This window comes from Rheinheimera soli, assembly GCF_021290985.1.
GTDB lineage: Bacteria > Pseudomonadota > Gammaproteobacteria > Enterobacterales > Alteromonadaceae > Pararheinheimera > Pararheinheimera soli.
Genome location: NZ_JAJOYU010000020.1, coordinates 1 through 26808 on the forward strand (window position 1 = coordinate 1; position 26808 = coordinate 26808).

The window sequence follows — 26808 nt, forward strand, 5'->3', positions numbered from 1 at the left end:
GAAGAGCTGGCTTTATTCAAATGAGAAAGATAGGTTCAGAAGCTATAACGCACGCCAGCCATCCAGACTAGAGGATCGATTGCCACATCAACTGACTGAATAGTCGATCCATCCAATTGTACCTGTCCTGTGGTATCAATATCGATCTGACTGAGCATAAGGTGAGCGCCCCAAGAATCTGTTAACTTCAGATTCATGCCTGCGCGCCATGCCAGACCAAAAGAATTATCCAGCTTCAGACTCAGATCTTGATTTGAGTTGGTTATCACCTCAAGCTCAGTCAGGGCTTGTCGTAATTCAGAGTCCACGTCCTCACTAAAAAAGATTGTATAGTTCAGACCTGCACCAATAAAAGGCTGAATAAAACCAGCCAGTTCGGGCAAATAGTAGTTAGCAAATAAAGTCGGCGGCAAATGTTTTGTATTACCGATGGCCAGGCCATCAATCGCCGAACCACTAACTTTTATATCATGGCTAAAAGGTGTGGCCGCTACCAAACTAAAGCTCCAGTCCTTACTGTACTGATAATCCACAATTAATCCTAATTGGGTGTTACTGTTGACTGTAACCCCAGCGGAGTTAGCTGGTAAACCAGCAACGGACTCCACAACATTAAGGTAACTACTTGATTCTTTAGGCGACACCCCTAGCAAACCCGCATTAATTGACCAGCTGCCTACCTGTGATGCGGACGCACTAAAAGCGGCCAGAGATAAACTCAGGCAAATTGCTTTCATCTTTCACCTCTTCAGTTGTGATTTAAGTGACGATACGCCTGCTGGCCAAGTTCTGACGATCAGCAAAACGCAATCGACTTTTGTTTCTCCTTGCGTAAAGCCGGACTGACCTGCGTTTGCCCTGAGCTTTAGCATGCCATGCAGTCTGAGCCCAACAGATGAACAGCTCCCACCCAGATAAATTAAAAAGACCATGCACACAGATGACAACAAGATGACAGAGAACACTCGGCAGTTTCGATTCCGACTTTTCAGGAGAGACGTAAAGAACTAGCACTTCTGCTGAAGTGCTACAGGTTCAAAGTTCACAAGAAGAGACAAGAGGCGTGAAGAGTGAGCTGACCGCAAAGGCAAGTTCAGCACTGTTCAACCTTACCCTAAGCCTCATGGATAGCAAGGTAATAGCCTATTCCACGCAAGGTATGAATGTATTTTGTTGCAAAAGGATCATCTACTTTTCTGCGTAAACGACGAATATATACATCAACCACATTGGTAAGAGGGTCTTCGTTAATTCCCCACACATTGGTCAGGATTCGTTCACGACTAAATACCTTTTGTGGCGCACTCATCATCAACTCCAGCAAGGCTAATTCTTTTGCCGTTAGCTGGAGTGCCTGACCGTCGCGTCGCGCCTGCATTTGTTCCAAATCAAGCTCTAATTCACCAACTTTTAGAATTCTGCTGATTTTGTAATCACCCTCACGTTTACTCAAGACCTCAATCCGGGCCAGTAGCTCCTCAAAGGCGAAAGGCTTGACCAGATAATCATCAGCTCCAGCCTTTAATCCATCGACTCTATCCTGCACCTCAGCCATAGCAGATAGCATCAATATTCTGGTACTCATCTTCTGCGCTCTGAGTAAGCGACATAATTGCAGACCATCCATATTCGGTAGCATTCGGTCGAGGATTACAAGGTCCGGATTCTGCGTCGTAATATACTGCATAGCACTATGTCCATCCGCCACAACTTCAGCAAAATGTCCTTCAGCTTTCAGCCCACGTTGCAAAAAGGTAGCGACCCGTTGCTCATCTTCAACTATTAAAATCCGCATCCTTATTCGTGCTCCACCAAAGGTAATAGAATTTCTGCCACAGTACCCTGCCCTTCACGACTTTTCAGATTGAACTCTCCATGCTGTGCCTGCAGTAAGGTATGGCAGAGTGACAAGCCAATCCCTAAGCCATCAGGTCTGACTTTGCGGGCATTAGCAGCACGGAAATAACGATGTCCAACCCTGCTAAGATCCTGCTCAGGAATGCCTATACCATGATCACGGACCCGAATGCAGCATTGCTCAGTAAGTTCTAGCTCAAGGCTGACCAACTGGCTGGTGTCACTGTATCGAAAGGCATTATCGAGTACGATTTGCAGCACCTGGGTTAACTTATCCTGGTCAATAAATAACTGAGCGTCGCAGTCCGTTAAGACCGGCGGATGTAACTGTAATTCACGGTTCTGGCTGGCAGCTATCCGTCTGGCAACCTCAGCAAACTGACTCCAGATTTCAGACACCGCAAAGACTCGTTGACGTAGTTGCAACTGAGCAGGCCCCCGCACCAGCATCAACAAATCGTCAATTCGCTTAGATAAAAATACACTGGTTTCAACGATACGTGCTAAGGTCTCTTTATAAAACTCAGCATTTTTATCTAAGCCCCTCAAGCCAATTTCTGCTTCCCCACGAATTGCAGTCGCTGGAGTACGCAGCTCATGACTCACATCAGCAAGGAAACGTTGCTGCATTTGCTCAGCTTGTTGTAACTGCTTAGTACGCTCAGCCACCTCTTGCTCAACCCTTCGAGTATGATCCTCCTCTTGCTGTTTACCACGTTGCAGTTCCATCGCCATCTGATTAAAACTTCGAGCCAGGGTACTAAACTCAGAATGCCCTCCCTCAGGCAACCTGTGATCAAGCTGACCATAGGCGATTGCGGAAGTACCATGCACTAGTTGTTGAATAGGCCGGTATAAAGCACGGGATAACAACAATGCCAAGAGGACAGCACAAATAACTCCAACTCCTGCGACCAAAGCTGTCAGAAGCTGTACTCGATTCAATGCATCTTCAGCCTTAGATTCAGCCAAAGCAGAACGGGTTCGCTGCAAATCAATAGATGCCGCTATCAAACGCTTAAGATCAAGACCCTCCAGATTATCGAAGGTTTGGATCAAAATACGCCAAACATCTCCCTCCTCTTTGGGCAACACCTCTTTATTTTTCAGACTACGCTCTAACGCAGCCACGTTCGTTTCAAGGATGGATAGTGATTTCAGTTGCTGACTGATCTCGGCATAATCCTGCTCCTGCTCAGCCAGTTGTTGATCCCGTACCAGCAACTCGTTCAGATTTGTCAGATTTTGTTGCATTTGCAACAGGTAACGATCACGCTCAGCGAGAGGCGCTTCCTTTACTAGCAGATACTGCGCCAACCAGACTTTCAAACGTTGTTTATCTGCTCCCAAAGCAATAAATTCTGCCAGCATTTCGTTAGCAACTCTGCTGCGTTCAACATGATAACGCGCCAGTCCCGAGGCCCTAATTGCCAAAGAGGCCTGTACCAGAGTGATCACCAGGAGCAAGGCAAACGCCTGATAAAGTTTGCTACGAAACATGATATGACCCTCACCTATATGACCCAATCAACATCATATCAGCAACTTGAATTGTTCATCTGATTTTAATCCAACTGTCGGATTGTGTTCATTAGCACGCTTGGATCGGGTTCATTTGTCTGTTCCATACTCTGTCTCGATAACTAACCAAGGAGATTTGTATGAAGCTATCAACTGCAAGCATGATGATTGTAGCATTGGTAGTCAGCCCGCTGACTATCGCATCGACTGTTGTTAATACATCAATAAGTGCAGAGGAGCTTAAAGCTGCTCAGGATGCATGGGGTAAAGCATTGATTCAAATTAGCTCAGCGAATGACAAAGGTGGTCAGAAACAAGCCACTGAAACAGCAAAACAAGTTCTGGATCAAGCTTATGGCTACAAGCATGGTGCTGTTTTGTTCAAGCCTACTTTAGCCTCTGGTGAGCAGACCTTCAGAACAACCTACGACGGAGCCTTGTCCTATTTCGTTGGCGGCAACAGCAAGTTTCCAAATGACAGTGGTTTCGCTCTCAAAGGCTGGACAGATTACAAGTTTGAAAACGCTGCTGTTTACATGAATGGAGACTTGGTATTAACAACAGGAAAAGTTCACATGACAGGCAAAGACGGCAAAGTGACTACTGTTGATAAAACTTGGGGTTTTAAGAAAGACGATGAAGGCAAGCTACGGATAGTATTGCACCATTCATCTCTGCCTTACAGCTCAAACTAAACATCCCCCTTTGAGGTAGTTCCCTGTTTTGCCCTGCGTATTCGCGCAGGGCTTTTTTATCGCACCAATCCTACTTTAGAAATGGAACTGAGCACGAAACGCTAACACTTCAGGCTTGTCTTTGGTTTGATCCGGTAAGGTGGCATCTACAAAAATCAGGTTACCCATGAAACGTATCCTTTCCGTCAGATAGTAGTTCACGCCCAACGTGATATTTTGTTGCTCACCGCCAATCACCATCCGGTCCGTCAGGTTAGTATCGCTGTAGCGAACAGCCAGCTCCCAGGCACCCGCTGTGCTGTTCGGTTTTACTCCACCTAAAATAGCATTTTTGTATGCACGACTCTCACCAGTTAAAAAGTAACTCGCTTGCAAATGCATACCATCGAAGCTCAAATCTCCAGTCAGATCGGAATTAAGATCCAATTTAATGTATTCAGCTTCTGCAGAGAATGGGCCCTGACGCATCGCAAGCTCTAAGCCGTAACGCGCTGTTGAATCGACATCGTCTAAGCTACCGGTATCAATCAGCCGAATACTATCAGCAATTCGTACCTCAGGACGCTCACTGATACGAAGCGAGTTGTAGTCACCCATAGTTTGTAAGGCTACAGCGCCACCTATGTGATACAAAGTGTCATTTACAGTTGGGTGAAAGACTAAACGCTGAGCACCGCCGGCAGATTGATCTTTCTCATCTCCGTCACTTTCACCCATAGTGCGACCAAACAACATAGATTGCGAGGTCAGATCACCATTAGTGACATCGTAACGTACGCCCAATTTACGATCTAATGTCAGGGCTGCCGTTGGGGAGGCACGTTCCATAAAGGTTATAGAGTTAGCGCTAGTTAACAGATTCAAGCTAAAAGGGACACGCTGATGTCCAATAGTAACAGTACCTGGACCTAAATTACGTCTGAATAACGCATCTGCAGCTTCTGCATCACCATCGTCTCCAAAATCATACTCGATAACAAAGGACCAATCCTGATCCAATTTACCTTCGACACCGATCCGAGCGCGACGAACATTAAAACCATCACCAAATTCAGTTTGGTCTTCATTGTGAACTCCACCATCTAACTGGAATCGACCTCTGGGTTTAATTTCAATATCTGCTGCTGAAACTGCTGCAGAACACAGGGCTGCACCCAGTGCGGTCATCACGATACGTTTTTTCATGCTGCTACCTTTGTCTTTGATTAATCGGTACTTCTAGTTTTGAGCATAGTCAATTTGACTTAAGAATGGAAATTGACCCAGTACTGCACCACCCATTCATCTATGAGAGTGTTGTTATGCCCCAAAGAGGCCTATAACAATGGCTCGGTTCAGATAGGGCGCCATAGTACGAAAAATTCATGACAAAAATATGACAATTTCATGGCGTTAGTTCAGCGCATACAGGATCCCGTTTCGCAAGATCAAAATCCAGTCCCTGTTGCAGGATACGGGAAGAAGGCCGCCACTGCGGGCTTAACCAACTTTTAGTCAACTTTTGATCCGGATACTCAATACCGGCCAGGTCCAGCAAGGAGTGAAACACATTACTTGTCATCAAAGGTTGCTCACGGCGTTGTTCCGCATAAGATTTTTTCTGGGGATACTGCAGGTTGTAGAGCTCAGAGGTCCACAGAAGAGCCGCCACTCTGTAATCCCGCTCTGTGTTATGACCATGACCACTTTTATTACACTGGCCATCAAAAATATTTTCGCCATGGTCTGAGACATAAAATAAGCTGCTGATACTGTCGGTCTGTTCTAGCTGCTTGATCAGGTTAAACAGAATAAAATCGGTGTAGGCAACACTATTGTCATAGGCATTATTCAGCAACAGGCTAGAGCTTTGGTCATGCATACTGATCGACTGGCCTTTGCCCGATGGCGTGAATAAGTCAAAAGCTTGTGGGTACCGGTCGGCATAACTAAAGTGACTGCCCAGCGTGTGCAATACGATCAATTGTTTTTGCTGGTTTTGCTGTAACACCCGTTCAAAAGCAGGTAACAGAATATCGTCGTAAAATCCTTCTTTTTTATAACCCACAGGATTTAAATACTGCACCTGATCGGCCTCACTGGCATGCAGAGCAATAGAAGAATCATGCACTCCCAACGGACTTTGAGTCGACAACCAGGCGGTGCTAAAACCAGCTTCTTTAAAGGCGGCCACCACCGAGGTCTCGGTGGGAAAATAACGCTGATCCGTGGCACTTTTGCGCGACAGGATCACAGGCACAGACATCCGGGTCCAGGCCCAAGGGCTGACCATATTGGTGTAACTGATCAGATTTTTAGTGCCGGATAACCGCGGAGTTGTGGCTCTGTTGTAACCATTGAGCTGCAATCTGTCGGGGCGCAGGGTTTCCCCTATCACTAACACGTAAATTTGTCGTTGGGCCGGAGCATCGGTCTGGAGGGCAGAAAATTTAAACAAGGCTGTAGATTCAGCAATATCAGCTACGGCTTGTTTTTGTTTCACAAATTCATTGACAGCGATCAGCATATTTAACGGATAAGTGGCATGAAACTTCTCGTAACTGTAGGGCAAGGGACGCTGCACAAAGACATTTTCTTCCGGATTGCTGCGCTGTTTTGCTTTATTGATTTGCTGATATTGCCATTCATTCCAGCTCAGGCTGGCCACTACCCCAATACAAATCAGCCAAATCACCGGCCTTAATCCCTTCTCCCACTGCCAGCGACCTTGCCAGGCACTGCACAGCAGATACCACCACAAAAGTACAATAGCCACTACAGCCAAAGCTAAAAACAGGCCTATCCCCGTTAGATAACCCAAAGCTTCATTCAGATCGGTTTCGGCCACTATCGCCAAGGCATGAGCATCGGTGCTTTTTTGATAGGTCAGTAGATAAAACACCTCCTGCGGCACCAGTAATGCGGCAGGCAATAACAACAGTAGACCCGGCCAGAAAGAGCGGAATAAAGACAACACCAACATGTAAAACCAGACTGCCGCGATCAGCTTCCACTGCAGATAGGGCACCAGATCCTGCGCAGGCCATTGCACCAGCACAGGAGATAACAACAGCAAGCCAAACACGACTAACCCAACAGCACGCAACAACGAATGCACTAACGACTGGTTCACTAAAAAGCCTCCAGGCTCAACATCAATAAACAACAGGTTTGAAAAAGTGGAATTCTGAGCGCATTTTGCAGATTTTACCAGCGCTGTTCTTCAGCCCAAACGCTGCACGGCGCTGATCGAAAAAGAGATGTAAGACCCTTCGCAACAGCCAAATAAAAAATAGCGTCACGTTCAAAGATTTTTGTTACAAATCAATGCATTTTATGCGGTTTTTGCCTCAAAAACTCATTTACAAAAGGTCTGAATTTATACTATATCTAAGACGCCTGTTTTAATGGGTACTACTAATACTTATAAAGAATGCAACTACAAAAATCCAGCTAGGAAGCAAGAAAATATGAATAATAACAAAATTATACAATTAAGCCGCTGCGCTATAGCCGTCGGTGCCGTGTTGTTGAGCGGGCAAAGTTTTGCTCAGCAAGCTCAAGACGGTGACGATGTCGAGCGTATTGCAATCACAGGCTCTCATATTAAAAGAACAGACCTCGAAGGCCCTTCACCTGTCACTATTATTAGCCGCGACGATATCGACAAATCAGGTTTTGATAACCTGCAACAATTACTGGAACGTTTACCTGCAGCAGGTTCAGGCACATTCTCCACCCGGGGTAACAGCCAGGACTCGACAGCCAACGGTGCAGCAGCAGTCAGCTTAAGAGGTTTTGGTGCAGATGCAACGCTGGTGTTAATCAATGGTCGCCGAGTGGCCAGCAGCCCTTTTGCTGAGGGCATAGTCAACAGCTTTGTTGATATCAACAGCATCCCTATGGCTGCGATTGAACGTATCGATATTTTAAAAGATGGAGCCTCTGCCATTTATGGTTCTGATGCAGTGGCAGGTGTAGTGAATATTATCTTGCGTAAAGATTTCACTGGCACGGATGTTACCGCAGGTTTTGGTGGCACAACAGGCCCGAACTATGACGAAAAAACCTTCTCCACGGTCTGGGGCACTGGAGATGATAAAAGCAATGCGACTCTGATCCTGGATTACTTCAGCAACTCACAAATCGACAACTATGAATTAGGCCGTTTTGGTACATCCAATCAGGCGCCCTATGGTGGTCAGGATCTTCGTTCTTCACGCGGTTATCCAGGTCGTTTTGTTGTGGATGGCGTGGTCACTATTGATCCGGGCTGTCCTGTGGATCAGCGTGCAGGCGCAACTTGTGTCTACGATTACGGTCCATCTTCCATTGCAGTTCCGGAAGCCGAACGTATGGGCGCAATTTTGAGCATGAACCGCGACGTGAATGACTCCGTAGAGTTATTTGCAGAAATTGCAGCGCAACACAACACCTCGGCAGCAGGTGGTGCTGCAACACCATTGGATGAAGGCGCAGGTTTAACCGTACCTGGGACTCATCCAAATAACCCTTTTGGCCAGGATGTTGAAATCAGTCGTTATCGTACTGTAGATGCAGGTAACAGACGTTGGGATATTACCTCAGATACCTTGCGGGTACTGGCAGGGTTACGCGGCAATATCAATAACTGGGACTGGGAAACTGCTGTGCAAAAAGGCCGCAGCGCATCCTCTCAAACCGGTGATAAGTCACAAGGTTGGGTTCGTACCGACTTCCTGCAGCAAGAAATTAATGCAGGCCGTTACAATCCTTTTGGCGGTGTGCAAAATCCACAATCTGTGATTGATGCTATTACCACTAGTTTAGTGCGTCGCGGTAAATCCCATATGACCTCGGCGGATGCGCGTATCAGTGGTGAGCTGTTTGATGTCAGTCATGGTGCAGTGTCTTTAGCTGCGGGTGTTGAATACCGTAAAGAAGACGCAACCGATACGCCAGATGATCAGTTCCAGCGTGGTTTGATTTTTGGTACTGAATCTGTATCTGCTGCAGCCAGCCGTTCGCAAAAAGCTGCTTATGTTGAGATTTCAGTGCCGTTGCTGGAAAATCTGGAAATGCAATTAGCTGAGCGTTATGACCACTACAGTGATTTTGGTGGCACAGCTAATCCTAAAGTCGCCTTCCACTTTACCCCTACCGATGAGTGGTCACTTCGTGCTTCATGGAGTCAGGGCTTCCGAGCGCCTTCACTGGCACAAGTTGGCTTAGGTCCATCTCAGGAATCACAATTCTTCGTTGATACTTTCCGCTGTCCAACACCTGACGCCAGCAACCCGGCTTGCGCCTCTACCGACTACACCATCGTCTTTGCCGGTAACCCGAATTTAGAAGCTGAGGAATCAGAAAGCTGGAACGTCGGCGCAATCTGGCAGGTCACTGAAGACTTAGATTTCAGCCTGGATGTCTGGAGCATTACTCAGGACAACAAAATCGATGAAGTTCCTTTCGGTGATGTTTATGCGGCAGAATGCGGTAACCAAAATAGCACTATCTGTGTACGCCGGGCTCCGTTACCAGGTCAGACTTTAGGTGAACTGGACAGGATCAACAACACCTTCTTTAACGTCAGTTCTCAGGAAGCAGACGGTATCGATTTATCCAGCCGCTATAAAATGGATTTAGACGGTATGGGTAAACTGAAATTTAACCTGGAATACACTTACCTGAGCAACTTCGAAAAAGATGGTCAGGATTACACAGGTGAATACCGTTACCCGCAACACCGCTGGACTGGAACTGCAGATTGGACCTTAAACGATTGGGGCGTATCGACAGTGCTGAGCTACATTGGTGAGTTTGAAGATACACCAGATATAGACTTTGATGGCACGCTAGACTTTGAAGAGAACAAGTCACGTATGATCAAAGCTCAGGTTCTGGTAGACGTTCAGGGTTATTACAACCTGAATGAACAAACCAAACTAACTATAGGTATCAACAACCTGTTTGATAAGGAACCACCCTTTGCAATAGGTGATGGCGATGGTGATCTGTATGGCTATGTGACCAGCATGTACAACCCTCGTGGTCAGTACATTTACGGTAAAGTAAATTACAAGTTCTAAGCGCTGACACTACAAAGGGCCTGCGGGCCCTTTTATCAAAAAGACAAAAAATATCAGCATGCATTATTCATTTAAAAGAGCAAACAACTCTGCTCTGTTGCGGCCATTACGTTTAGCCATATAAAGCGCTGAATCGGCCTGCAGATACAACTCCTCAAAATTGCTTTCGCCATGAGTCAAAGCTATGCCAATAGATGTGGTCACGCATAACTCAGCACCACCGGCTTTGATTGGATAATCCGCCAGAATTCCCCTTACTCGTTCAGCCACATGCAGCGCTGTTGCCGGATCAGTTTCCGATAAAAACACGGCAAACTCTTCCCCGCCTATCCGGCCAAAAATGTCGTATTCACGCAAGGCTTTTTTAACGCGGTTGGCTGTGGCTTTAAGCACTTCATCCCCGGCTTGATGACCGTAAGTGTCATTCACAGATTTAAAAAAGTCTAAGTCCAGCAACAATAACGCAGCAGGCTGATCATTACGTTGACAGCGCGCCAGTTCTGCTTCGACTGAGTCAACAAAACAACGGCGATTCGCTACTTTGGTCAGCTCGTCTGTCAGAGCTAACTCACTTAAGCTGGCGACTTTGCTGTACAGCTGATGCTCCAGCACCTTCTGCTTGGTCATTTCTTTGGCTTGGATCAGCATTTCACCGGAAGGAAGAATTTGCTCAGAAAATAAAAACCAGCGGCCATCCGTCAAGTCTACTTCAAACAATCGAAAGGGGTTTTGTCGTCTTTTTTGCTGTGCCTGCGCCAGCCATTCTTCAATATTGTCCGCTTCAATCCGGATGCCTTTACGTTCTTCAAAAGCAAGCCGCATCAGATCATCAAACGAAATGCCCAGCATCTTGCGCTGATCCTGATAAAAAATATCACAGAAAGCCTGATTACAACCCAGCATCTTGTCGTCTGCCGTTAAAATGGCATAACCGTCATTACAGACTTCAATAAATTCCAGTAGCTTTTGCTGAAACAGCGGCGAAGAGAATGGCATAACAACCTCAAGCGCAGGCTTTGATTGTTAAACACTAGCAGAGGTAAGGAAGAGCGCCACAGAGTGCGGCAAGTAAATTAAAGGGCCGAGCTTAGACTCTGCCCTGCATATTAGATAGTTAGGCCTGAGCCGAGGATCTAACCACGCTTACCAGGCCAGGCAGCAAGTACGGTTTCTGCAACCTGCTTTAATTCAGCACAGTTTGCACCGCTGGTGGCTTGCACTGCCATACCCTGCAGTACGGCGAGTATATAGCGCGCTAAGGCAGCTGGGTCTGAATGATCAGGTAAATCACCTTCAGCTTTGGCTTGTTCCAGACGAGTGCATAAAGCCACTTCGCCGGCCCGACGTTTGGCAATCAGTGCTTCTTTAACAAAAGTGGCAGATTCACTGCAGGCTAAAGCGCCCTGCACTATGACACAACCCGGCGGATTGTCCGGATCAGCATTGGTGCTTGCTGCACCACAGAGCATATGTTTCACTACTTCGTAAGAAGTAGCATGCTCTAAAGCTGGGTAGAAAAACGCACAAGGGCGGTTCTCATACAGCTCAATAGTTTTTAAAAACAACTGTTCTTTATTACCAAAAGCGGCATACAAACTGGGTTTGTTGATGCCCATAGCTTCACATAAATCAGGCAAGGATGCGCCTTCATAACCTTTACGCCAGAAGACTTCTAATGCCTTTTGTAAGGCTTTTTCCATGTCAAAAGCGCGCGGGCGTCCCACTGTTGGCGCTGGTGTAACCGCTGATGCTGACATTTCAGACTCCGGATTAAAAACGATGCACTAGCTTAAACTGCTTGGCAGCACATGTCCAGAAAGGAATATTTACCAATCGGTACATTATGGTATAAAATAGCAACTTATCTTGACAGACCAGTTACTTGCTCTGCTTTGGACTCTGTCATTGTGAAATAGTTTTAGGCAATCCAAAGCGGTTTTTAGATATTCAGTAAAAACACAGCAAATTTTATGCTGTATCCCGTTAACAGACCTTCCGGCAGTAGTCCTGCTAACCATCAAACTTCGGCTTATAACCAAAGTTATTTGGCTAAGTTCAAAAGACTCTATAGTTTTTTACCAATCAGTACAAAATATTAATTGACTCTTGGTTGAACTTCTATATATTTACCGACCAGTACAAAACTAACAGATGAAACTAGTTTGTACAACATAAGTTGAAACCAAATCTCTTTATTGACCAAATTGAACGAGGAAAACGTCATGAGCAACAACACTATCCGAACCTTTGTACTGGGAAGCATAGCCGCCTTAGTGTTATCCGCTTGTGGCACGCCGGAAGCTGCAGCACCAGGCGCTATGGCAGCACCAGAAGTCAATGTAGCTACAGTAGTACATGAAAAAATTACTGAATGGGATGAGTTTACCGGTCGCTTGCAGGCGCCTGAAACCGTCACTTTAGTACCAAGGGTATCAGGTTATATCGAACAGGTGTTTTTCACTGAAGGCGCTTTAGTAAAACAAGGCGACTTGCTGTTCCAGATTGATGCTCGTCCTTTTGCCACTGAAGTAGCGCGCTTAAAAGCTGAATTGTCCAATGCTGAAACAGCGCAAAAACTGGCCGACAATGATTACCGTCGTGCTGAAGCCTTGAAAAAACAACGGGCGATCTCTGAAGAAGTATTGGATACCCGCTTAAGCCGTAAATTGCAATCCGCAGCCACTGTGGCTTCTGTCAAAGCCGCATTGCAGCGCGCTGAACTGGACTTATCTTTTACCCAAGTCAAAGCCCCTATTTCGGGCCGTGTCTCTTATGCACAAATTACGGCGGGTAACTTTGTTCAGGCTGGTAGCAGCCAACTGACCACTTTAGTCAGCACCAGCAAAATGTATGCGTACTTTGATGCAGACGAACAAACCTATCTGAAATATGTGCAACTGGCAGCTGAAGGCAACAGAGCCGAACAGCGTACAGCCCACAACACTGTCTATATGGCGCTGGCGGGTGACAGCGACTTTGGTTATGTCGGCAGCATCGACTTTATCGACAACAGCATCAACGCCCAAACCGGAACCATCCGTGCCCGCGCTACCTTTGAAAACGTCGATAACAAATTGATCCCAGGTTTATTCGCCCGTTTAAAACTAGTGGGCAGCAATGCGTATCAGGGAATTTTGATCGACGACAAAGCCATAGGCACAGACTTAAGCAACAAATTTGTACTGGTCGTCAATAACGAAAACCAACTGGAATACCGTGCTGTCACTTTAGGTGAAAAGGTCAACGGCCTGCGCATTATCAGCAAAGGTTTGCAAGCCCAGGATCGTATTGTGGTCAATGGTCTGCAACGTGTACGCCCGGCCATGACTATTCAGCCTAAGCAGGTAGAAATGGCCACTGTGCAACAACTTTCCGCTTTAAAAGCAGAGCAACAGCAGTTAGAAGTAGACAGCAAGCTGGAACTTACCGCTGCTGCTGAACAAGCTGCTTCTGTGCAACAAGCAGCTAACCAGGGTTAAGGAACGGCTATGTTATCGCAATTTTTTATCAAAAGACCTATCTTTGCCGCTGTGCTGTCGCTGCTGATTTTTATCGGCGGCGCCCTGGCAGTATGGCAACTCCCCATCACTGAATACCCTGAAGTTGTGCCACCTACAGTGGTCGTGACAGCTAACTATCCTGGTGCTAACCCTAAAGTCATAGCTGAAACTGTCGCCTCGCCTTTAGAGCAGGAAATTAACGGTGTCGAAGACATGCTGTATATGTCTTCTCAGGCGACTTCTGATGGCCGTATGACCTTAACTATCACCTTCGCTATAGGCACAGATGTAGACCGTGCTCAGACGCAAGTGCAAAGCCGGGTTGACAGAGCCAGCCCTCGCTTGCCGCAGGAAGTGCAACGTTTAGGTGTAGTCACTGAGAAATCATCACCCGACTTAACCATGGTGGTGCATTTAACCTCACCAGACGACAGATACGATATGTTGTATTTATCGAACTATGCGGCGCTGAACGTCAAAGACGAATTAGCCCGTATTGAGGGTGTAGGAGCTGTGCGTTTATTTGGTGCCAGCGAATACAGCTTACGTATATGGCTGGATCCAAACAAAGTCTCAGCAGTCGGTTTATCGCCTGCTCAGATTATTGCGTCAATTCGTGAGCAAAACCAACAGGCAGCTGCTGGTTCTTTAGGTGCACAACCTGCAGGTGACAGTGATTTTCAAATTCTGATCAACGTCAAAGGCCGTTTAACCACAGAGCAGGAATTTGCGGACATTATCGTCAAAGTAGGTGAAGACGGCGAAGTAACCCGTATCCGTGATATTGGCCGTGTTGAGTTAGGCGCTCAGTCTTATGCACTACGCTCTTTGCTGAACAACAAAGATGCTGTGGCTATGCCTATTTTCCAGGCCTCTGGTTCCAACGCTATTCAGATTTCCGATGATGTGCGTGCCACTATGGCTGAACTGTCCAAAGGTTTCCCTGAAGGTTTAACCTACGATATCGTCTACGACCCTACCGTATTCGTGCGTGGCTCTATTGAAGCTGTAGTAAAAACCTTGCTGGAAGCAGTGTTGCTGGTGGTTTTAGTGGTGGTGTTATTCCTGCAAACCTGGCGTGCTTCTATTATTCCTTTAGTGGCCGTGCCTGTGTCCCTGGTCGGTACCTTTGCCTTTATGCATATGCTGGGTTTTTCACTGAACGCTTTATCTTTATTTGGTCTGGTATTGGCCATAGGTATAGTGGTCGATGACGCCATAGTCGTAGTAGAAAACGTTGAGCGTAATATTGCTGATGGTTTATCTCCTATGGCAGCCACGCAAAAAGCCATGAAAGAAGTGACAGGCCCTATAGTTGCAACTACCTTAGTGCTGGCTGCCGTATTTATTCCTACCGCTTTTATGTCAGGTTTAACAGGCCAGTTTTATAAACAGTTTGCGTTAACTATCACTATCTCCACCTTTATCTCTGCGCTGAACTCTTTGACGTTAAGCCCGGCTTTATCGGCACTGCTGTTAAAACCTCATGGCTCTAAACCTGATGCCTTAACCCGTGTACTGAACAAAGCTTTTGGCAGCTGGTTATTTGATCCTTTTAACCGTCTGTTTAACAAAGCGTCCAAAGGTTATGGCCTGATGGTACGTAAAGTGATTCGGTTTGGTGGCATTATCGGTATTCTGTACATTGGCTTAGTCGGCTTAACTGCAGTGCAGTTCCAGCAAACCCCTACAGGTTATGTGCCAGGTCAGGATAAACAGTACTTAGTGGCTTTTGCTCAGTTACCGGACGCTTCTTCTTTAGATCGCACCGAAGCTGTGATTAAAGAAATGTCACGTATTGCGGCTGAACATCCAGGTGTGGCGAACTCTATCTCCTTCCCGGGCTTGTCCATCAACGGTTTTACCAACAGCCCAAGCGCAGGCATAGTCTTTGTCGGTCTGGATGATTTTAGCGAACGTGGTTCAGCTGAATTATCAGGTAATGCCATAGCTGCTGCACTGAACCAGAAATTTGCCGGTATTCAGGACGCCTTTATCGCCATATTCCCACCACCACCAGTACAAGGTTTAGGCACCATAGGAGGTTTCCGTCTGCAAATTCAGGACAGAGCCAACCTGGGGTATGAAGAACTGGCTGCTGTCACCATGCAAGTGATGCAAAAAGCCTGGGCGACGCCTGAACTGGCCGGTGTGTTCTCCAGTTATCAGGTGAACGTACCCCAGCTTGATTTAGACATAGACCGTACCAAAGCCAAACAACAAGGCGTTGATCTGGACGAGATATTCCAGACGCTGCAAGTCTATATGGGCTCGGCTTATGTCAACGACTTCAACCAGTTTGGCCGGACTTATCAGGTCAATGTGCAGGCGGACGAGCAATTCCGTAAGGACCCTGAACAAATTCGTCAGCTGAAAGTGCGTAATAACGCAGGTGAAATGATCCCGCTGGGCTCTTTCATTAACGTGAAACATTCAGCTGGCCCTGACCGTGTGATGCACTACAACGGTTACACCACAGCAGAAATTAACGGTGGCCCGGCCGCTGGTTACAGTACAGGCGAAGCTCAGGCAGCTATTGAAAAAATTCTGGCCGAAACCTTACCTGTTGGCATGACCTACGAGTGGACAGAACTGACCTATCAGCAAATTCTGGCAGGTAACGCTGAACTGCTGGTGTTCCCGCTGGTGATACTGCTGGTGTTTATGGTGCTGGCAGCTCAGTACGAAAGCTTAACTTTACCGCTGGCTATTATCCTGATTGTGCCTATGACCTTATTGTCAGCCATGACAGGGGTCTGGATCTATGGTGGTGATAACAACATCTTCACTCAGATAGGGCTGATAGTGCTGGTGGGGCTCGCGACGAAAAACGCCATCTTAATAGTCGAATTTGCCAAAGAGTTGCAGGACCACGGCATGAACACTATGGATGCCATTCTGGAAGCGGCCCGCTTACGTCTGCGTCCGATCTTAATGACCTCCATCGCCTTTATTATGGGTGTAGTGCCTATGGTGCTTTCAACAGGTGCGGGTGCAGAAATGCGTCAGGCCATGGGTGTAGCCGTATTCGCCGGTATGATTGGCGTCACTATCTTCGGTCTGATTTTAACGCCGCTGTTTTATTACGCTCTGGCCAAACGCCGTGATCGCCAACTGGCGCAAGGCTCTGCCACTGTGAGCGCTACTGTAACTGAGGACACTCATCATGCGTAAAACCATTCGTTTAACCGCTATCAGTATGGCATTAGCCTCACTGCTGTTTGGTTGTGCTTCAGTAGGCCCAAGTTATGCGGCGCCTGTAGCAGCCAATCAGGTGCAACTGCCTGCGGAATATAAAGCAGCAGATAAAGCCCAACACTGGTGGCAGCAGTTTAATGACCCTGTGCTTGATCAACTGATAGAAAAAGCCTTGCTGAATAACCAGACTTTAGCTGCGGCAGAAGCCAACGTAAAACGTGCTTATGCCGCCTTTGAAGACAGTGACAATGACAGCTGGCCTCGTATGGATATCACGGCCAGTCAGCAAAACAATCAGAACCCAGACAGCGCTGCACAAAATGCAGGGCAAATTCAGCGTCAGGCCAATTTAGGTGGCGCTTTAAGCTGGGATTTAGATTTATTTGGCAAACTGCGCCGCGCATCTGAAGCGGCCAATGCCAGAGCACAAGGTGCCGAACTGGCCTGGCAGGAAGCCAAAGTGCAATTGTTAGCTCAGGTAGCTGCCAGTTATGGCGACTACCGCGGCGCGCAGCTGCGCCTCACAGTAGCAGAGCAAAACCTTGGAAATTTGCGCCGTACCAAGCAAATTATTCTGGCACGCCGTGATGCAGGTTTTGCTTCGGATCTGGAAATCAGCCGTATCGACGCGCAGATGTACCAGTTGCAAAGCACTCTGCCACAGTTTCAGTTTGCCAAAGCACAAGCTAACGCCACCATAGCTGCTTTAGTGGCGCAACCTGCAGAGCAGTTTGTGCTTGATGGTTCTTTAGTGAAAGGTGAAAAACAAAGTCTGCCGGAATTAACCACACCTTTGTCTTTTGCCAATCAGCACAACTACTTAAAGTTCAGAACTGATGTAGCAGTTGCCGAACGTGAACTGGCAGCCAGCACTGCCGATATAGGAGTAGCCACAGCAGAGCTGTACCCTGAAGTGTCTGTAACTGGGTTCTTAGGTTTTATTGCCAGCCCAGGCCTGAGCCTGGGTTCGCAAAACGAAGCCTGGAGCATAGCCCCTAGTTTACGTTGGCAAGCCACAGAGCTGAGCTCTATTCAAGCCCGTATTCGCGGCGCAGAAGCAGAACAGCAAATGGCTTTTGCCCGCTTTCAGCAGACGGTGTTTGATGCCTTGGCGCAAATGCAAACTTCACTGCACGGTTACAGAACCAGCCGTGAGCAACAGTTAAGCGCGCAGCAACAAGTAGCAGCCACTGAACAAGCAGTGCAATTGACACGAGCTCAATACGAAGCAGGCACCACTGAGTTTCTGGACTTGCTGGACGCCGAACGCGACTGGTTAGCAGCCCGCGATCAGCAGGCTGCCCTGTCGACTCAAAGCTTCCAGCGTTTAGTCTCTGTCTACCGCGCCTTTTCGGGTGGTTTAGAACTGGAGCAAGGCACTCAGCAAATAGCCTTAGTGAAAGAGTAAGCAGTTTGAAGGCTGGCCCCTCGCCAGCCTTTGTTAAAGAGTAACTTTTTGGGCGTCCGGTTAGTCCCATTCCCAACGGACGCCCCTTTTTTCCCTCACAATCAGCACTAGTCACCGCAAGACCATTGATAACTATTCTTATCCGCATTACTATTAGGCCAATTTTATTAGCTTGCTGAATAAGGCTGAACGTCCGGTGTTTAAACTCAAACAACGCTTCTGGTTTTTAGTGCACGGCTGGGTAGGTTTACCTGTCTGGCTCATTTTTTGCGCTGTGTGTTTAACGGGCACCATTGCTGTTTTTAGTCATGAACTCACCTGGCTGACCAACCCCAATGCCAGAGCGGAAAATCCACAAAACCTGCCTGTGAAACCTGCCACTGAACTGATTGCAGCGGTAAAAGCTGAAGTGCCTGATGCTGAAATTGGTACTGTGATGGTGATGGAACCTTATCTGGTCAACGCCATTGTATTTTCGACTGCCAAAGCGCCCTTTGGTATTGCTTATGTCAACCAGTACACAGGCAAAGTACAAGAGCTGAACTACGGCCTGAACTTCATTACTTTTATGCGTTCGTTACATGGCTGGTTATTGTTTCCCTGGCAAAGTAGCTACAGCGTTGGCTATTATCTGGTTAGTGGTATGGCGCTTTTGATGCTGGCGTCTTTAATCACAGGTTTAGTGATTTATAAAAACTTCTGGAAATCTTTTACCCAACCCAAAGTACGGTTAAATCAGGGCCGTAAAACCCTGCTAACTGACTTACACCGTTTAGCTGGTGTCTGGTCAATTTGGTTTTTAGTGGTGATGAGTCTGACGGGTTTATGGTATCTGGTGCAGGCTATTTTATGGCACAACGATGTTGAGTTTTACCACGAAACTAAAATTCTGACTGCGGCTGAAGTGCCAGTCGCAGGTCAAAAACAGACGCCACCTTATTCATTGGAAGATGCTTTGGTGATTGCCAAACAAACCCTGCCAGAGCTACAACCTGCTTACATTATGATGCCGGAGCACAACCGGGATTTATATCGTATTTCAGGTTCTGGTGATTCGATATTTTTTGATCAGTATTCGTATTCTGTGGCAGTGAACCCCTGGACAGGTCAGGTGACTGATGTGCATACCCCGGATCAGATGGGAGGGCTTGAAGTGCTGAGCCATATTGCCGACCCGCTGCATTACGGCACTTTAGGTGGCATTTGGACCAAAATCATCTGGTTCCTGTTTGGCTTATTATTGTCCGGTATGTCGATTACAGGTTTTATGATCTGGGGCAGTCGCACCGTTAAAGCAGCACGGGCAGAACCCGCAGTCAGTTACAGTACTACAGAGGTAAATTCCTGATGGCTCAACGTTCAGACAATTGGTGGCAACGTAATAAATTTAAGCTCAATGCTTTAGTGCTGATTTTGCCATTCTGGTTTTTATACGATTCTTTAAGTCCGGTATTTCCGCCGTCATGGTCCACTCAGAAAGTGGGGGCTTTTGAAGTGACCCCTACCCCGTTGACCAACGATGCGCCATACCAGCATCATGGTGATTGGGTCAAAGATTTCAGCCTGCAATTCTGTGAAGGTTGCGTGGCCAATATCCGTCAGGCTTATATGGCAATAGCAGCGGAACAGCCTGCTATTGAAGACTTTGCCGAAACTGATCTGAGCATTCTGCACGGCAGCTCTTTTGCCCAGCATGTGCATGCCAAAGCCACAGCTATGCCTAAAGCTGGTGATAAAGTCTGGTTACTGATTGAAGACTGGCAAGGTCAGGTGCATGTAGGTTCATGGGACTGGCCTCAGTCTTAAAATTTGTTACAAAACCAAGCACAAATTAACCGGTTAAAGCGGTACACTTAAACAGTTCTGTTCACGAGGTCGGCCATGAAACTGTTTTGGTTCGTTTTGCTGCTTGGTTATCACGCTCAAAGCACTGCTCAGAGCTGGCCGGGTTTTGCCAAACAACAATCCTGCCTCGAACTTTACCCCACCTATCAGCAACTGGTTGATGAGGTCCGTGCTTACACCCCCTGGTACAGTATGGACCACTGGTTACTGCCCTGGCTGTTGCCCAAACAGCAATTTGAAGCCACCCAACAACAGCTGGATTGTGCTCAACTGGAATACCAGTCTGACACTCTGTTAGTTCAGGCATGGGGTTTACAGCCTCACAGCAAAAGCACAAAAAAAAGGCCAGTGATCATTTACAACAGAGGCGGCAATGCAGCTTTAGGCAGGTTGGATTTTGTCTCTGTGTTACGCCAGTTAAGCCCTTTAGCTCAGCAAGGTTTTATTGTGCTGGCCAGCCAGTACAGAGGTTCAGTCCCTAAAGATCAGCAGACCTATGGCAAGGATCAGTTTGGTGGCGCTGACGTGAATGACATTCATCAACTGATTGAGCTGGCAAAAAAACTGCCAGAGGCTGACGCTAACAATATTTTTTTATATGGCATCAGCAGAGGCGGCATTATGAGTTATCTGACCGCCAGACAACGTGATGATATTCGCGCTATGGCCATTACCGGCGCGCCCGCCGATTTAGTCACAGAACTGCCACGTCTGCCAGAAATGGAACTTATTTTCCGTAGCCTGATCCCGAACTACGATCAAAACAAACAACAGGAACTACAACAACGTTCAGTGCTGTATTGGGCAGAAGAATTACCTGCAACTTTACCCATTCTGCTGATGTATGGAGGTGAGGACCAGAGAGTGCATCCGGACAATTCAAAACGTCTTGCAGCTAAGCTGACAGAGCTGCAACGCCCGGTAAAATTAATTGAATTTACCGATGCGGACCACTTATTAACGGACTACAAAGAGCAAGAACGTGAGGCTATGTTGCAGTGGTTTCGCCAGCACCAGCAGACTGAGCAAAAAGCAGCCACAGCTCCTTAACTAACAATCTCGACTCTGTTTCGTCCTGACTCTTTGGCTTTATATAAGGCTTGATCTGCGCGTTGTAACAACTGATCCAACGGGCTTTCCACTGAACTTGCAATACCTATACTTAAACTGCTTTCTAAACCTGATTGCTGCATCTGCTGCTTAAATTCATGCTGTACCCTCTCTGCCAAATGCAGTAAACCTTGTGCATCTGTATCCGCAGCAGCCAATACAAATTCATCGCCGCCTAAACGACAGGCAATATCACTTTGTCTGGCCACCGCCGCCAACACATTGGCTAAATGCTGCAATGCCTGATCGCCGGTTTCATGGCCATGTTGATCATTCAACTGCTTAAACTCGTCAATATCAATCATCATCAAGGCTAAAGCAGTGCCCTGAGTTTCTGACTGAAGCTGGTATTGTTCAAATTTGGTTTGAAAAGCCCGGCGGTTATCCAGGCCAGTTAACTCGTCGGTATGAGCCAGATTTTCCATTTGCTGTGCCTGTTGATACAGCTTACCTATGGTTTTTTCTGCCACTTTGACCTTTTTTTGTTGCAGTTGCATCTGTTGATCCAATGCCATCTGGTAAGCGATGGCATCTGCAATCAGCTTCAGACTGATTAACGTATGGTCTTTAATAACCACAAGGTTGGTACTGGCACCACACAAAGTACCTATGGTTTTACCTTCAGATAACACTGGCAAAGCAAAAAAACTTTGCATCCCCAAAGCCACACCTGCTGATCCGGGAAATAGCTCTGGCACTGCATCTGACTGCTCCAGTTTTGCATCAAACAACAGACGGCACATCGAATCGGACCATTCAACCACAGCACCTTCCTGTACTGGAACACTGGGTTGCCCTTCCACGAGCACCACTTGCTGGGTCAGAGCTTTCCAGTCAATGCGGGTTATAAAGGTGGTATTCAGCCCTGTTAAATGCTGCACCAATTGCAACAAAGGCCGGGCTGCTTGTTCAAGAGCTACACTGGTATAAAGTTGACGTTGCGGCATAACTACTCTGATGGGCTGCAGGATGTAACATCCCTTGTAGCACTGTTTTCTCCCTGATGTGTAATTACTACGTCGTTTTAGCTCTGCTGGAGCAAATAAAAATTATTTTTTTCAGGCTGTCGAATTCATTCAGGTCAAGCCGACTACTCAGTGAATCAACCTAAGGAGAACTCAACATGACTCAATCCATTCAACAGTTATCCCAACAATGGGCCAGCGCAATAGCTAGCCAGTCGATGGAACAGATCATGGCTTTTTACGCCGACGAGCTGATTGCCTATGACGCTGTCGCTCAATTGCAGTTTGTTGGTAAAACTGCCTACAAAAGCCATTGGCAACACTGTATGGAATTTTGCCCTGGTGGCCATTCTAAATTTGAACTGCGCGATTTAAACATTCAGCAAAACGACCAACTGGCATTCAGTCATGCGCTGGTGTACTGCGAAGGCAGCAATGAAAAAGGCGAAACTCAGGGCTGCTGGATGCGCCTGACCCAAGGCTGGCAGATGCAACAAGGCCAGTGGCGCATTATTCATGACCATTTTTCTGTGCCTTTTGATATGGTATCTGGCGCCGTATTATTTGAACTGACACCAGATGCTTAAGGAGCAGCTATGAAATATTTATGTTTAGTCTACAGCGATGAAAAGCTGCTGCACTCCTTGCCCGACAGCCCCAAAGACGAAGAATGTTTTGCTTACGCAGCATCAGTGCAAAACAGTGGCCGTATGCTTGCCGCCGAAGCGCTTCAGCCTATAGACACCGCCACCACAGTGCGGGTTCGTGCCGGTAAAACCTTATTAACCGATGGCCCTTTTGCCGAAACTAAAGAACAACTGGCTGGGTTTTATCTGGTGGAAGCCAAAGATTTAAACGAAGCCATTCAACTGGCCGCTGGTATTCCGGCAGCCCGTGTTGGCTCTGTTGAAGTTCGTCCTGTGCGGCAACTGGAGGTATAAAATATGGAGTTTATGCTACTGATGCCAAAAGCGATAACCAGCCGAAGTTCGGTACCAGCACGTCAGTCGGAGGTTTAACATGCGCTTTATGTTACTGATGATCCCTAAAGGCTATGAAAGCGCAGCACCAGGCGCTATGCCTGAAGCTGCTGCAGTGGAAGCCATGATGGAGTACAACAGAAAACTGCAGGACGCTGGTATTTTGATGAGCTGTGAAGGTTTACATCCGCCTTCTATGGGAGCCCGCGTCAGCTTCAGCGCAGGCAAGCCGCTGGTCACTGACGGTCCTTTTACTGAAACCAAAGAAGTGCTGGGTGGTTTTTGGATGATCAAGGTGAACTCCAAAGCCGAAGCTATTCAGTGGGCCAGTTTATGTCCAGCTGGTGATAACGAAGTAATTGAAGTGCGGCAAATTCAGGATATGGAAGATTTTCCTGAAGACATACAGCAGATTGCCGCTGACTTCGCCAGCATGCAAAGTTCGTAAGCTGTTGAATAGCCGGGTTACAGCCGAAACTATCTCGGCTTTATATCAACAAGAAAGCCGCAGGGTGCTGGCCACCCTGATCCGGCTCTTGGGTGATTTTGAACTGGCTGAAGAAGCTTTGCAGGAGGCCTTTGCTTGCGCATTACAACAATGGCCTGTCGACGGCTTACCAGAACAACCCAGAGCCTGGCTGGTCTCCACAGGACGCTTCAAAGCCATAGATAAAATTCGCCAGCAGCAAAGCCAGCGTAAATATCAACAACAATGGCTGTTTGAACAAGATGAAGACATCGAAGCTTTTCAGGCCGATGAGCCAAACAGCCAAAACTGGCAAGACGATGAGCTTCGACTGATATTTACCTGCTGTCATCCGGCTTTATCCACCGAAGCTCAAATTGCCTTAACCCTGCGGGAAATTTGCGGCTTAACCACAGAGCAAATTGCCAAAGCTTTTTTAACCAGCCCTGTCACCATAGCCCAGCGGATAGTCAGGGCGAAAAACAAAATCCGTGATGCCGCTATCCCTTATGAAATTCCCGCTGCAGAGCAATTACCACAAAGGCTGGATGTTGTACTGAAAGTCATATATTTGCTGTTTAACGAAGGCTATAGCCAGAGTTCGGGCGACCAGCTGTTGTGTGCAGAGCTTTCAGCTCAGGCGATACGACTTGGTTATTTATTGCTGGAGTTACAACCCGACACTGAAACCATGGGCTTATTGGCCTTGTTGTTATTGCAGGAATCGAGGCGTACTGCCCGCATCGACCAACAAGGTGATCTGATTTTATTGGCCGATCAGAACAGAAGCTTGTGGGATCAAGCCTTGATCCAACAAGGGGTTCAACTGGTCGAACGCTCTTTAACAGGCCGTCGTATTGGCCCTTATGGCCTGCAGGCAGCTATTGCCGCGCTTCACGCCGAAAGCCCAGATGCTACAAGCACCGACTGGCCCCAAATTGTTGCTTTGTATGATCTGTTGTATCGCTTTGAAGCCTCGCCAGTGGTGCTGTTAAACCGTGCTGTAGCCATCAGTATGGCGCAAGGCCCGGCTGTGGCATTGCCACTCTTACAGGCGCTGGAACAAGGTGGCGAACTATCACAGTATCACCTGCTCGATGCTGCTTTAGCCGATATACACCAAAAACTGGGGCTGCCCCAACAAGCCCGTTTCTACTACCAGCAAGCGCTCAACAAAACCAGCCAACAGGCAGAGCAGCGGTTTTTGCAAAAGAAGCTGGAGACTCTCAGTTAGCCTTGATATTGAATCAGAGCCTCCTTTGAACTCCCAAACGAAAGAAATCTCTTTAGAATCAAGTGTCTGACAACTCTTTTTTAATTGCTCGAATCTCTCTAAAAAACCTCTCAGAGACTCTGGTAAAAAAACTAGGGTCGACATTCCTTGCGAATGAGATAAGTCCGATGGTTCGCTCGTAATCTGAACTACGTAAACGCCCTTTCGAGTAAAGAGACAATAGAAGCCGAATTTCGTCTTTCTGCTTTTTCGTTATAGTGAGGTGATTTGGACATATCTTGATACCAGTAACTATCGCACTACCACCGGAACTACTACCTGAAGTTGTTTTATCTGGATTTATTGATATTTTTGGTGACGTATTCGTAGTAATTAACTGTCTAATTAGCTTAAAGACTTCATGTGTTCTACCCGGTACATTTGTCGAAAAAACCATGTCGTCAGCATATCTGGTATATGTAACGTCTCCACCGAAAGATGACTCCAAAGTAGACATAACCATCTCATCAAAGTTAAGCATCGCGATATTGCTCAAAATCGGAGATGTTGGGTAACCAATAGGTAAAATATCTCCTTTGAAAAAGCAGACAGTCCTGATTAGTTCAAACAGATCCTTGTCAGGTGGCAAAGAATCAATTTGCTCCCAGTTCTTTATCAATGCACCTTTTACATCTTCAAAAGTGACGGATGGAAAAAAATTCAATAGATCAATTTTTAAAAAAAATCTGTTGTTCCGATGACATTCTGCATTTTTTAGAATGGAACAACCTTGTGAGAACGCCATTGACGAAGGATGGCTTTTCACCTTTTCGAAAATATTTTTGAGTAACCAATACTGTATAGTTTTAGTTTTAGCTGCCGCCTGATAAATAGTCCGCTCATCACCATTTTTTTTGGGAATTTTAAACTGATACACAGCTCTTCTAGCATTAGATACAGAGCTATCAAAGAGCGTTTCAGGAATTTGTAAGTCTTTGCATATTCGACTCTTAAGATCCATAAAGCCGCCTTGAATGGTACTTCATAGTATGATTTCTGAAAGTCGCAATAACTTTATCAAGATCAAATTTATAGGAGAAATACAACGAGTTGACGGCGCTTTTATATCTATCGTTATCGTCTTTGGAAACAGATCCAAATGCTTTGAGCACCGCGATAATATGAACCACGTATTTATGGTTTCTTACACCAAAAATTAACTTAACTGCTTCTATAAGCTCTTTATGAGTAACTGGCCCCAGAATGTAAATTAAATCATGGATGAATAGCACTGATTTCTTGTCAAAAACAGACGAAGGATCCAAGGTGTCGATGGTTATCGCACTATCTTTGACAGCTACAGGTTTCGATAAAAGATCGTACAACTCAGGATAGATATCCCCGATTGAATCTCTAACATTTATTCCGTTCGAATTCATACGATAATGGATAACACGTTCTGTTCCTGAATTCTCTTCAACCGCAGCAATAGGGCCAAGATTGATAAAACTTTCAGATGTTCTGTATTGTTCGTCATTGATGATTATTAGCTTGTCTCTTAACTGCGGATTAGCAAATGCCCCTAACTCCGCGAAAGCACTGGGACTTTCCAAAATGATAATTATGAAGTCAGAAAACTTAGATATTAGATCCTCAACATCAAGTATGTTCCCTTTGTGGCCCTCTATCTTTAGGGTTTTAAACATTTCCTCAGCTAGCAAGACTTTTGTGTTGGGAAGCTGTTTTCTAGCGAAGTCAATAACAGCAGTTCTTCGCTCAGAGACCTCAGAAGTTGCTTTATTAGCCCCACATAGAAATACGAATTTATACCGTGAACTGGAATCAGGAAGTTGGATCTTAGAATGCCTTAGGCATTTAGATATTTGCCCCAGAGCATTTACTATGTTCTTATTATTTTTGTCTATAAGCATATCCATTCGCCCTTGATTGTACCTACTTGGAGCGGCCGAAACATCCGCTCGCGGATACGCTGACGAGCGTAT

22 protein-coding genes are annotated in these 26808 nt (G+C 46.6%); 12 read left to right on the plus strand and 10 right to left on the minus strand.

The features are described 5' to 3' along the window. Positions 1–35: 35 nt before the first annotated feature. The 3 genes from LSG37_RS14080 to LSG37_RS14090 all read right to left on the minus strand — a co-directional run bounded on the left by LSG37_RS14080 (position 36) and on the right by LSG37_RS14090 (position 3357). Entirely contained in the window at positions 36–737 is a 702-nt protein-coding gene (locus LSG37_RS14080; RefSeq protein ID WP_233080483.1) for an OmpW/AlkL family protein, read from the minus strand. Between the two features lie 377 nt (positions 738–1114). Further along, entirely contained in the window at positions 1115–1795 is a 681-nt protein-coding gene (locus tag LSG37_RS14085; protein WP_233080484.1) for a response regulator transcription factor, read from the minus strand. A gap of 2 nt (positions 1796–1797) precedes the next feature. Further along, on the minus strand, positions 1798–3357 hold the full coding sequence (locus LSG37_RS14090; protein WP_233080485.1) for a sensor histidine kinase: 1560 nt from the start codon (positions 3355–3357) through the stop codon (positions 1798–1800). 161 nt (positions 3358–3518) lie between these two features. On the opposite strand from LSG37_RS14090, the gene LSG37_RS14095 reads away from it, so the two are divergent. Further along, positions 3519–4073, plus strand: a complete 555-nt coding sequence (locus tag LSG37_RS14095; RefSeq protein WP_233080486.1) for a metal-independent carbonic anhydrase family protein — start codon at positions 3519–3521, stop codon at positions 4071–4073. 75 nt (positions 4074–4148) lie between these two features. Here LSG37_RS14095 and LSG37_RS14100 read toward each other — a convergent pair whose 3' ends face one another. Together LSG37_RS14100 and LSG37_RS14105 are read right to left on the minus strand one after the other, a co-directional pair. Next, positions 4149–5258: an OprO/OprP family phosphate-selective porin gene (locus LSG37_RS14100; RefSeq protein WP_233080487.1), complete on the minus strand. Its 1110-nt coding sequence runs from the start codon at positions 5256–5258 to the stop codon at positions 4149–4151. A 199-nt stretch (positions 5259–5457) separates the two neighbouring features. Continuing rightward, the gene (locus LSG37_RS14105) at positions 5458–7185 is read right to left on the minus strand and encodes a phosphoethanolamine transferase (protein ID WP_233080488.1); all 1728 of its coding nucleotides are present in this window, start codon (positions 7183–7185) and stop codon (positions 5458–5460) included. 337 nt (positions 7186–7522) lie between these two features. Between LSG37_RS14105 and LSG37_RS14110 the strand changes: the two genes are divergently transcribed. After that, positions 7523–10120, plus strand: coding sequence for a TonB-dependent receptor (locus LSG37_RS14110; protein WP_233080489.1), 2598 nt, complete (start codon positions 7523–7525; stop codon positions 10118–10120). A 63-nt stretch (positions 10121–10183) separates the two neighbouring features. Here the strand turns inward: LSG37_RS14110 and LSG37_RS14115 are convergent, their stop codons facing one another. Next, on the minus strand, positions 10184–11116 hold the full coding sequence (locus tag LSG37_RS14115; RefSeq protein ID WP_233080490.1) for a sensor domain-containing diguanylate cyclase: 933 nt from the start codon (positions 11114–11116) through the stop codon (positions 10184–10186). Positions 11117–11253: 137 nt separating this feature from the next. After that, entirely contained in the window at positions 11254–11877 is a 624-nt protein-coding gene (locus LSG37_RS14120) for a TetR/AcrR family transcriptional regulator (RefSeq protein ID WP_233080491.1), read from the minus strand. A gap of 465 nt (positions 11878–12342) precedes the next feature. Between LSG37_RS14120 and LSG37_RS14125 the strand changes: the two genes are divergently transcribed. The 6 genes from LSG37_RS14125 to LSG37_RS14150 all read left to right on the plus strand — a co-directional run bounded on the left by LSG37_RS14125 (position 12343) and on the right by LSG37_RS14150 (position 21121). After that, on the plus strand, positions 12343–13599 hold the full coding sequence (locus LSG37_RS14125) for an efflux RND transporter periplasmic adaptor subunit (protein WP_233080492.1): 1257 nt from the start codon (positions 12343–12345) through the stop codon (positions 13597–13599). Between the two features lie 9 nt (positions 13600–13608). Further along, entirely contained in the window at positions 13609–16794 is a 3186-nt protein-coding gene (locus LSG37_RS14130; protein WP_233080493.1) for an efflux RND transporter permease subunit, read from the plus strand. Beyond that, positions 16787–18226, plus strand: a complete 1440-nt coding sequence (locus tag LSG37_RS14135) for an efflux transporter outer membrane subunit (RefSeq protein WP_233080494.1) — start codon at positions 16787–16789, stop codon at positions 18224–18226. Before LSG37_RS14130 ends, LSG37_RS14135 begins: the two co-directional genes overlap by 8 nt. A 196-nt stretch (positions 18227–18422) precedes the next feature. Beyond that, on the plus strand, positions 18423–19574 hold the full coding sequence (locus LSG37_RS14140; RefSeq protein ID WP_233080495.1) for a PepSY-associated TM helix domain-containing protein: 1152 nt from the start codon (positions 18423–18425) through the stop codon (positions 19572–19574). Beyond that, entirely contained in the window at positions 19574–20032 is a 459-nt protein-coding gene (locus tag LSG37_RS14145; protein ID WP_233080496.1) for a PA2404 family protein, read from the plus strand. The genes LSG37_RS14140 and LSG37_RS14145 overlap by 1 nt, the downstream gene beginning before the upstream one ends. A gap of 75 nt (positions 20033–20107) precedes the next feature. Further along, positions 20108–21121 carry an alpha/beta hydrolase family protein gene (locus LSG37_RS14150; RefSeq protein WP_233080497.1) on the plus strand — a complete coding sequence of 338 codons (1014 nt, stop codon included), beginning with the start codon at positions 20108–20110 and terminating at the stop codon, positions 21119–21121. Here LSG37_RS14150 and LSG37_RS14155 read toward each other — a convergent pair. After that, the gene (locus LSG37_RS14155; RefSeq protein ID WP_233080498.1) at positions 21118–22128 is read right to left on the minus strand and encodes a GGDEF domain-containing protein; all 1011 of its coding nucleotides are present in this window, start codon (positions 22126–22128) and stop codon (positions 21118–21120) included. The two genes, LSG37_RS14150 and LSG37_RS14155, sit on opposite strands and share 4 nt — an antisense overlap. Positions 22129–22304: 176 nt before the next feature. Here LSG37_RS14155 and LSG37_RS14160 point away from each other — a divergent pair, with 176 nt between their 5' ends. From LSG37_RS14160 to LSG37_RS14175, 4 genes are all read left to right on the plus strand, one after another. Then, complete coding sequence (locus tag LSG37_RS14160; RefSeq protein WP_233080499.1) at positions 22305–22733, plus strand: YybH family protein; 429 nt, start codon at positions 22305–22307, stop codon at positions 22731–22733. A gap of 9 nt (positions 22734–22742) precedes the next feature. Next, the gene (locus tag LSG37_RS14165; protein ID WP_233080500.1) at positions 22743–23087 is read left to right on the plus strand and encodes a YciI family protein; all 345 of its coding nucleotides are present in this window, start codon (positions 22743–22745) and stop codon (positions 23085–23087) included. 79 nt (positions 23088–23166) lie between these two features. Continuing rightward, positions 23167–23574 carry a YciI family protein gene (locus LSG37_RS14170; protein ID WP_233080501.1) on the plus strand — a complete coding sequence of 136 codons (408 nt, stop codon included), beginning with the start codon at positions 23167–23169 and terminating at the stop codon, positions 23572–23574. Positions 23575–23578: 4 nt separating this feature from the next. Continuing rightward, positions 23579–24826: an RNA polymerase sigma factor gene (locus LSG37_RS14175; protein ID WP_233080502.1), complete on the plus strand. Its 1248-nt coding sequence runs from the start codon at positions 23579–23581 to the stop codon at positions 24824–24826. A gap of 58 nt (positions 24827–24884) precedes the next feature. On the opposite strand, the gene LSG37_RS14180 is transcribed toward LSG37_RS14175, so the two are convergent. Next, positions 24885–25826 (minus strand): retron St85 family RNA-directed DNA polymerase, encoded by a 942-nt coding sequence (locus LSG37_RS14180; RefSeq protein WP_233080503.1) that lies wholly within the window; start codon positions 25824–25826, stop codon positions 24885–24887. Further along, positions 25816–26742 (minus strand): retron St85 family effector protein, encoded by a 927-nt coding sequence (locus LSG37_RS14185; RefSeq protein WP_233080504.1) that lies wholly within the window; start codon positions 26740–26742, stop codon positions 25816–25818. Before LSG37_RS14185 ends, LSG37_RS14180 begins: the two co-directional genes overlap by 11 nt. Between the last annotated feature and the right edge of the window lie 66 nt (positions 26743–26808).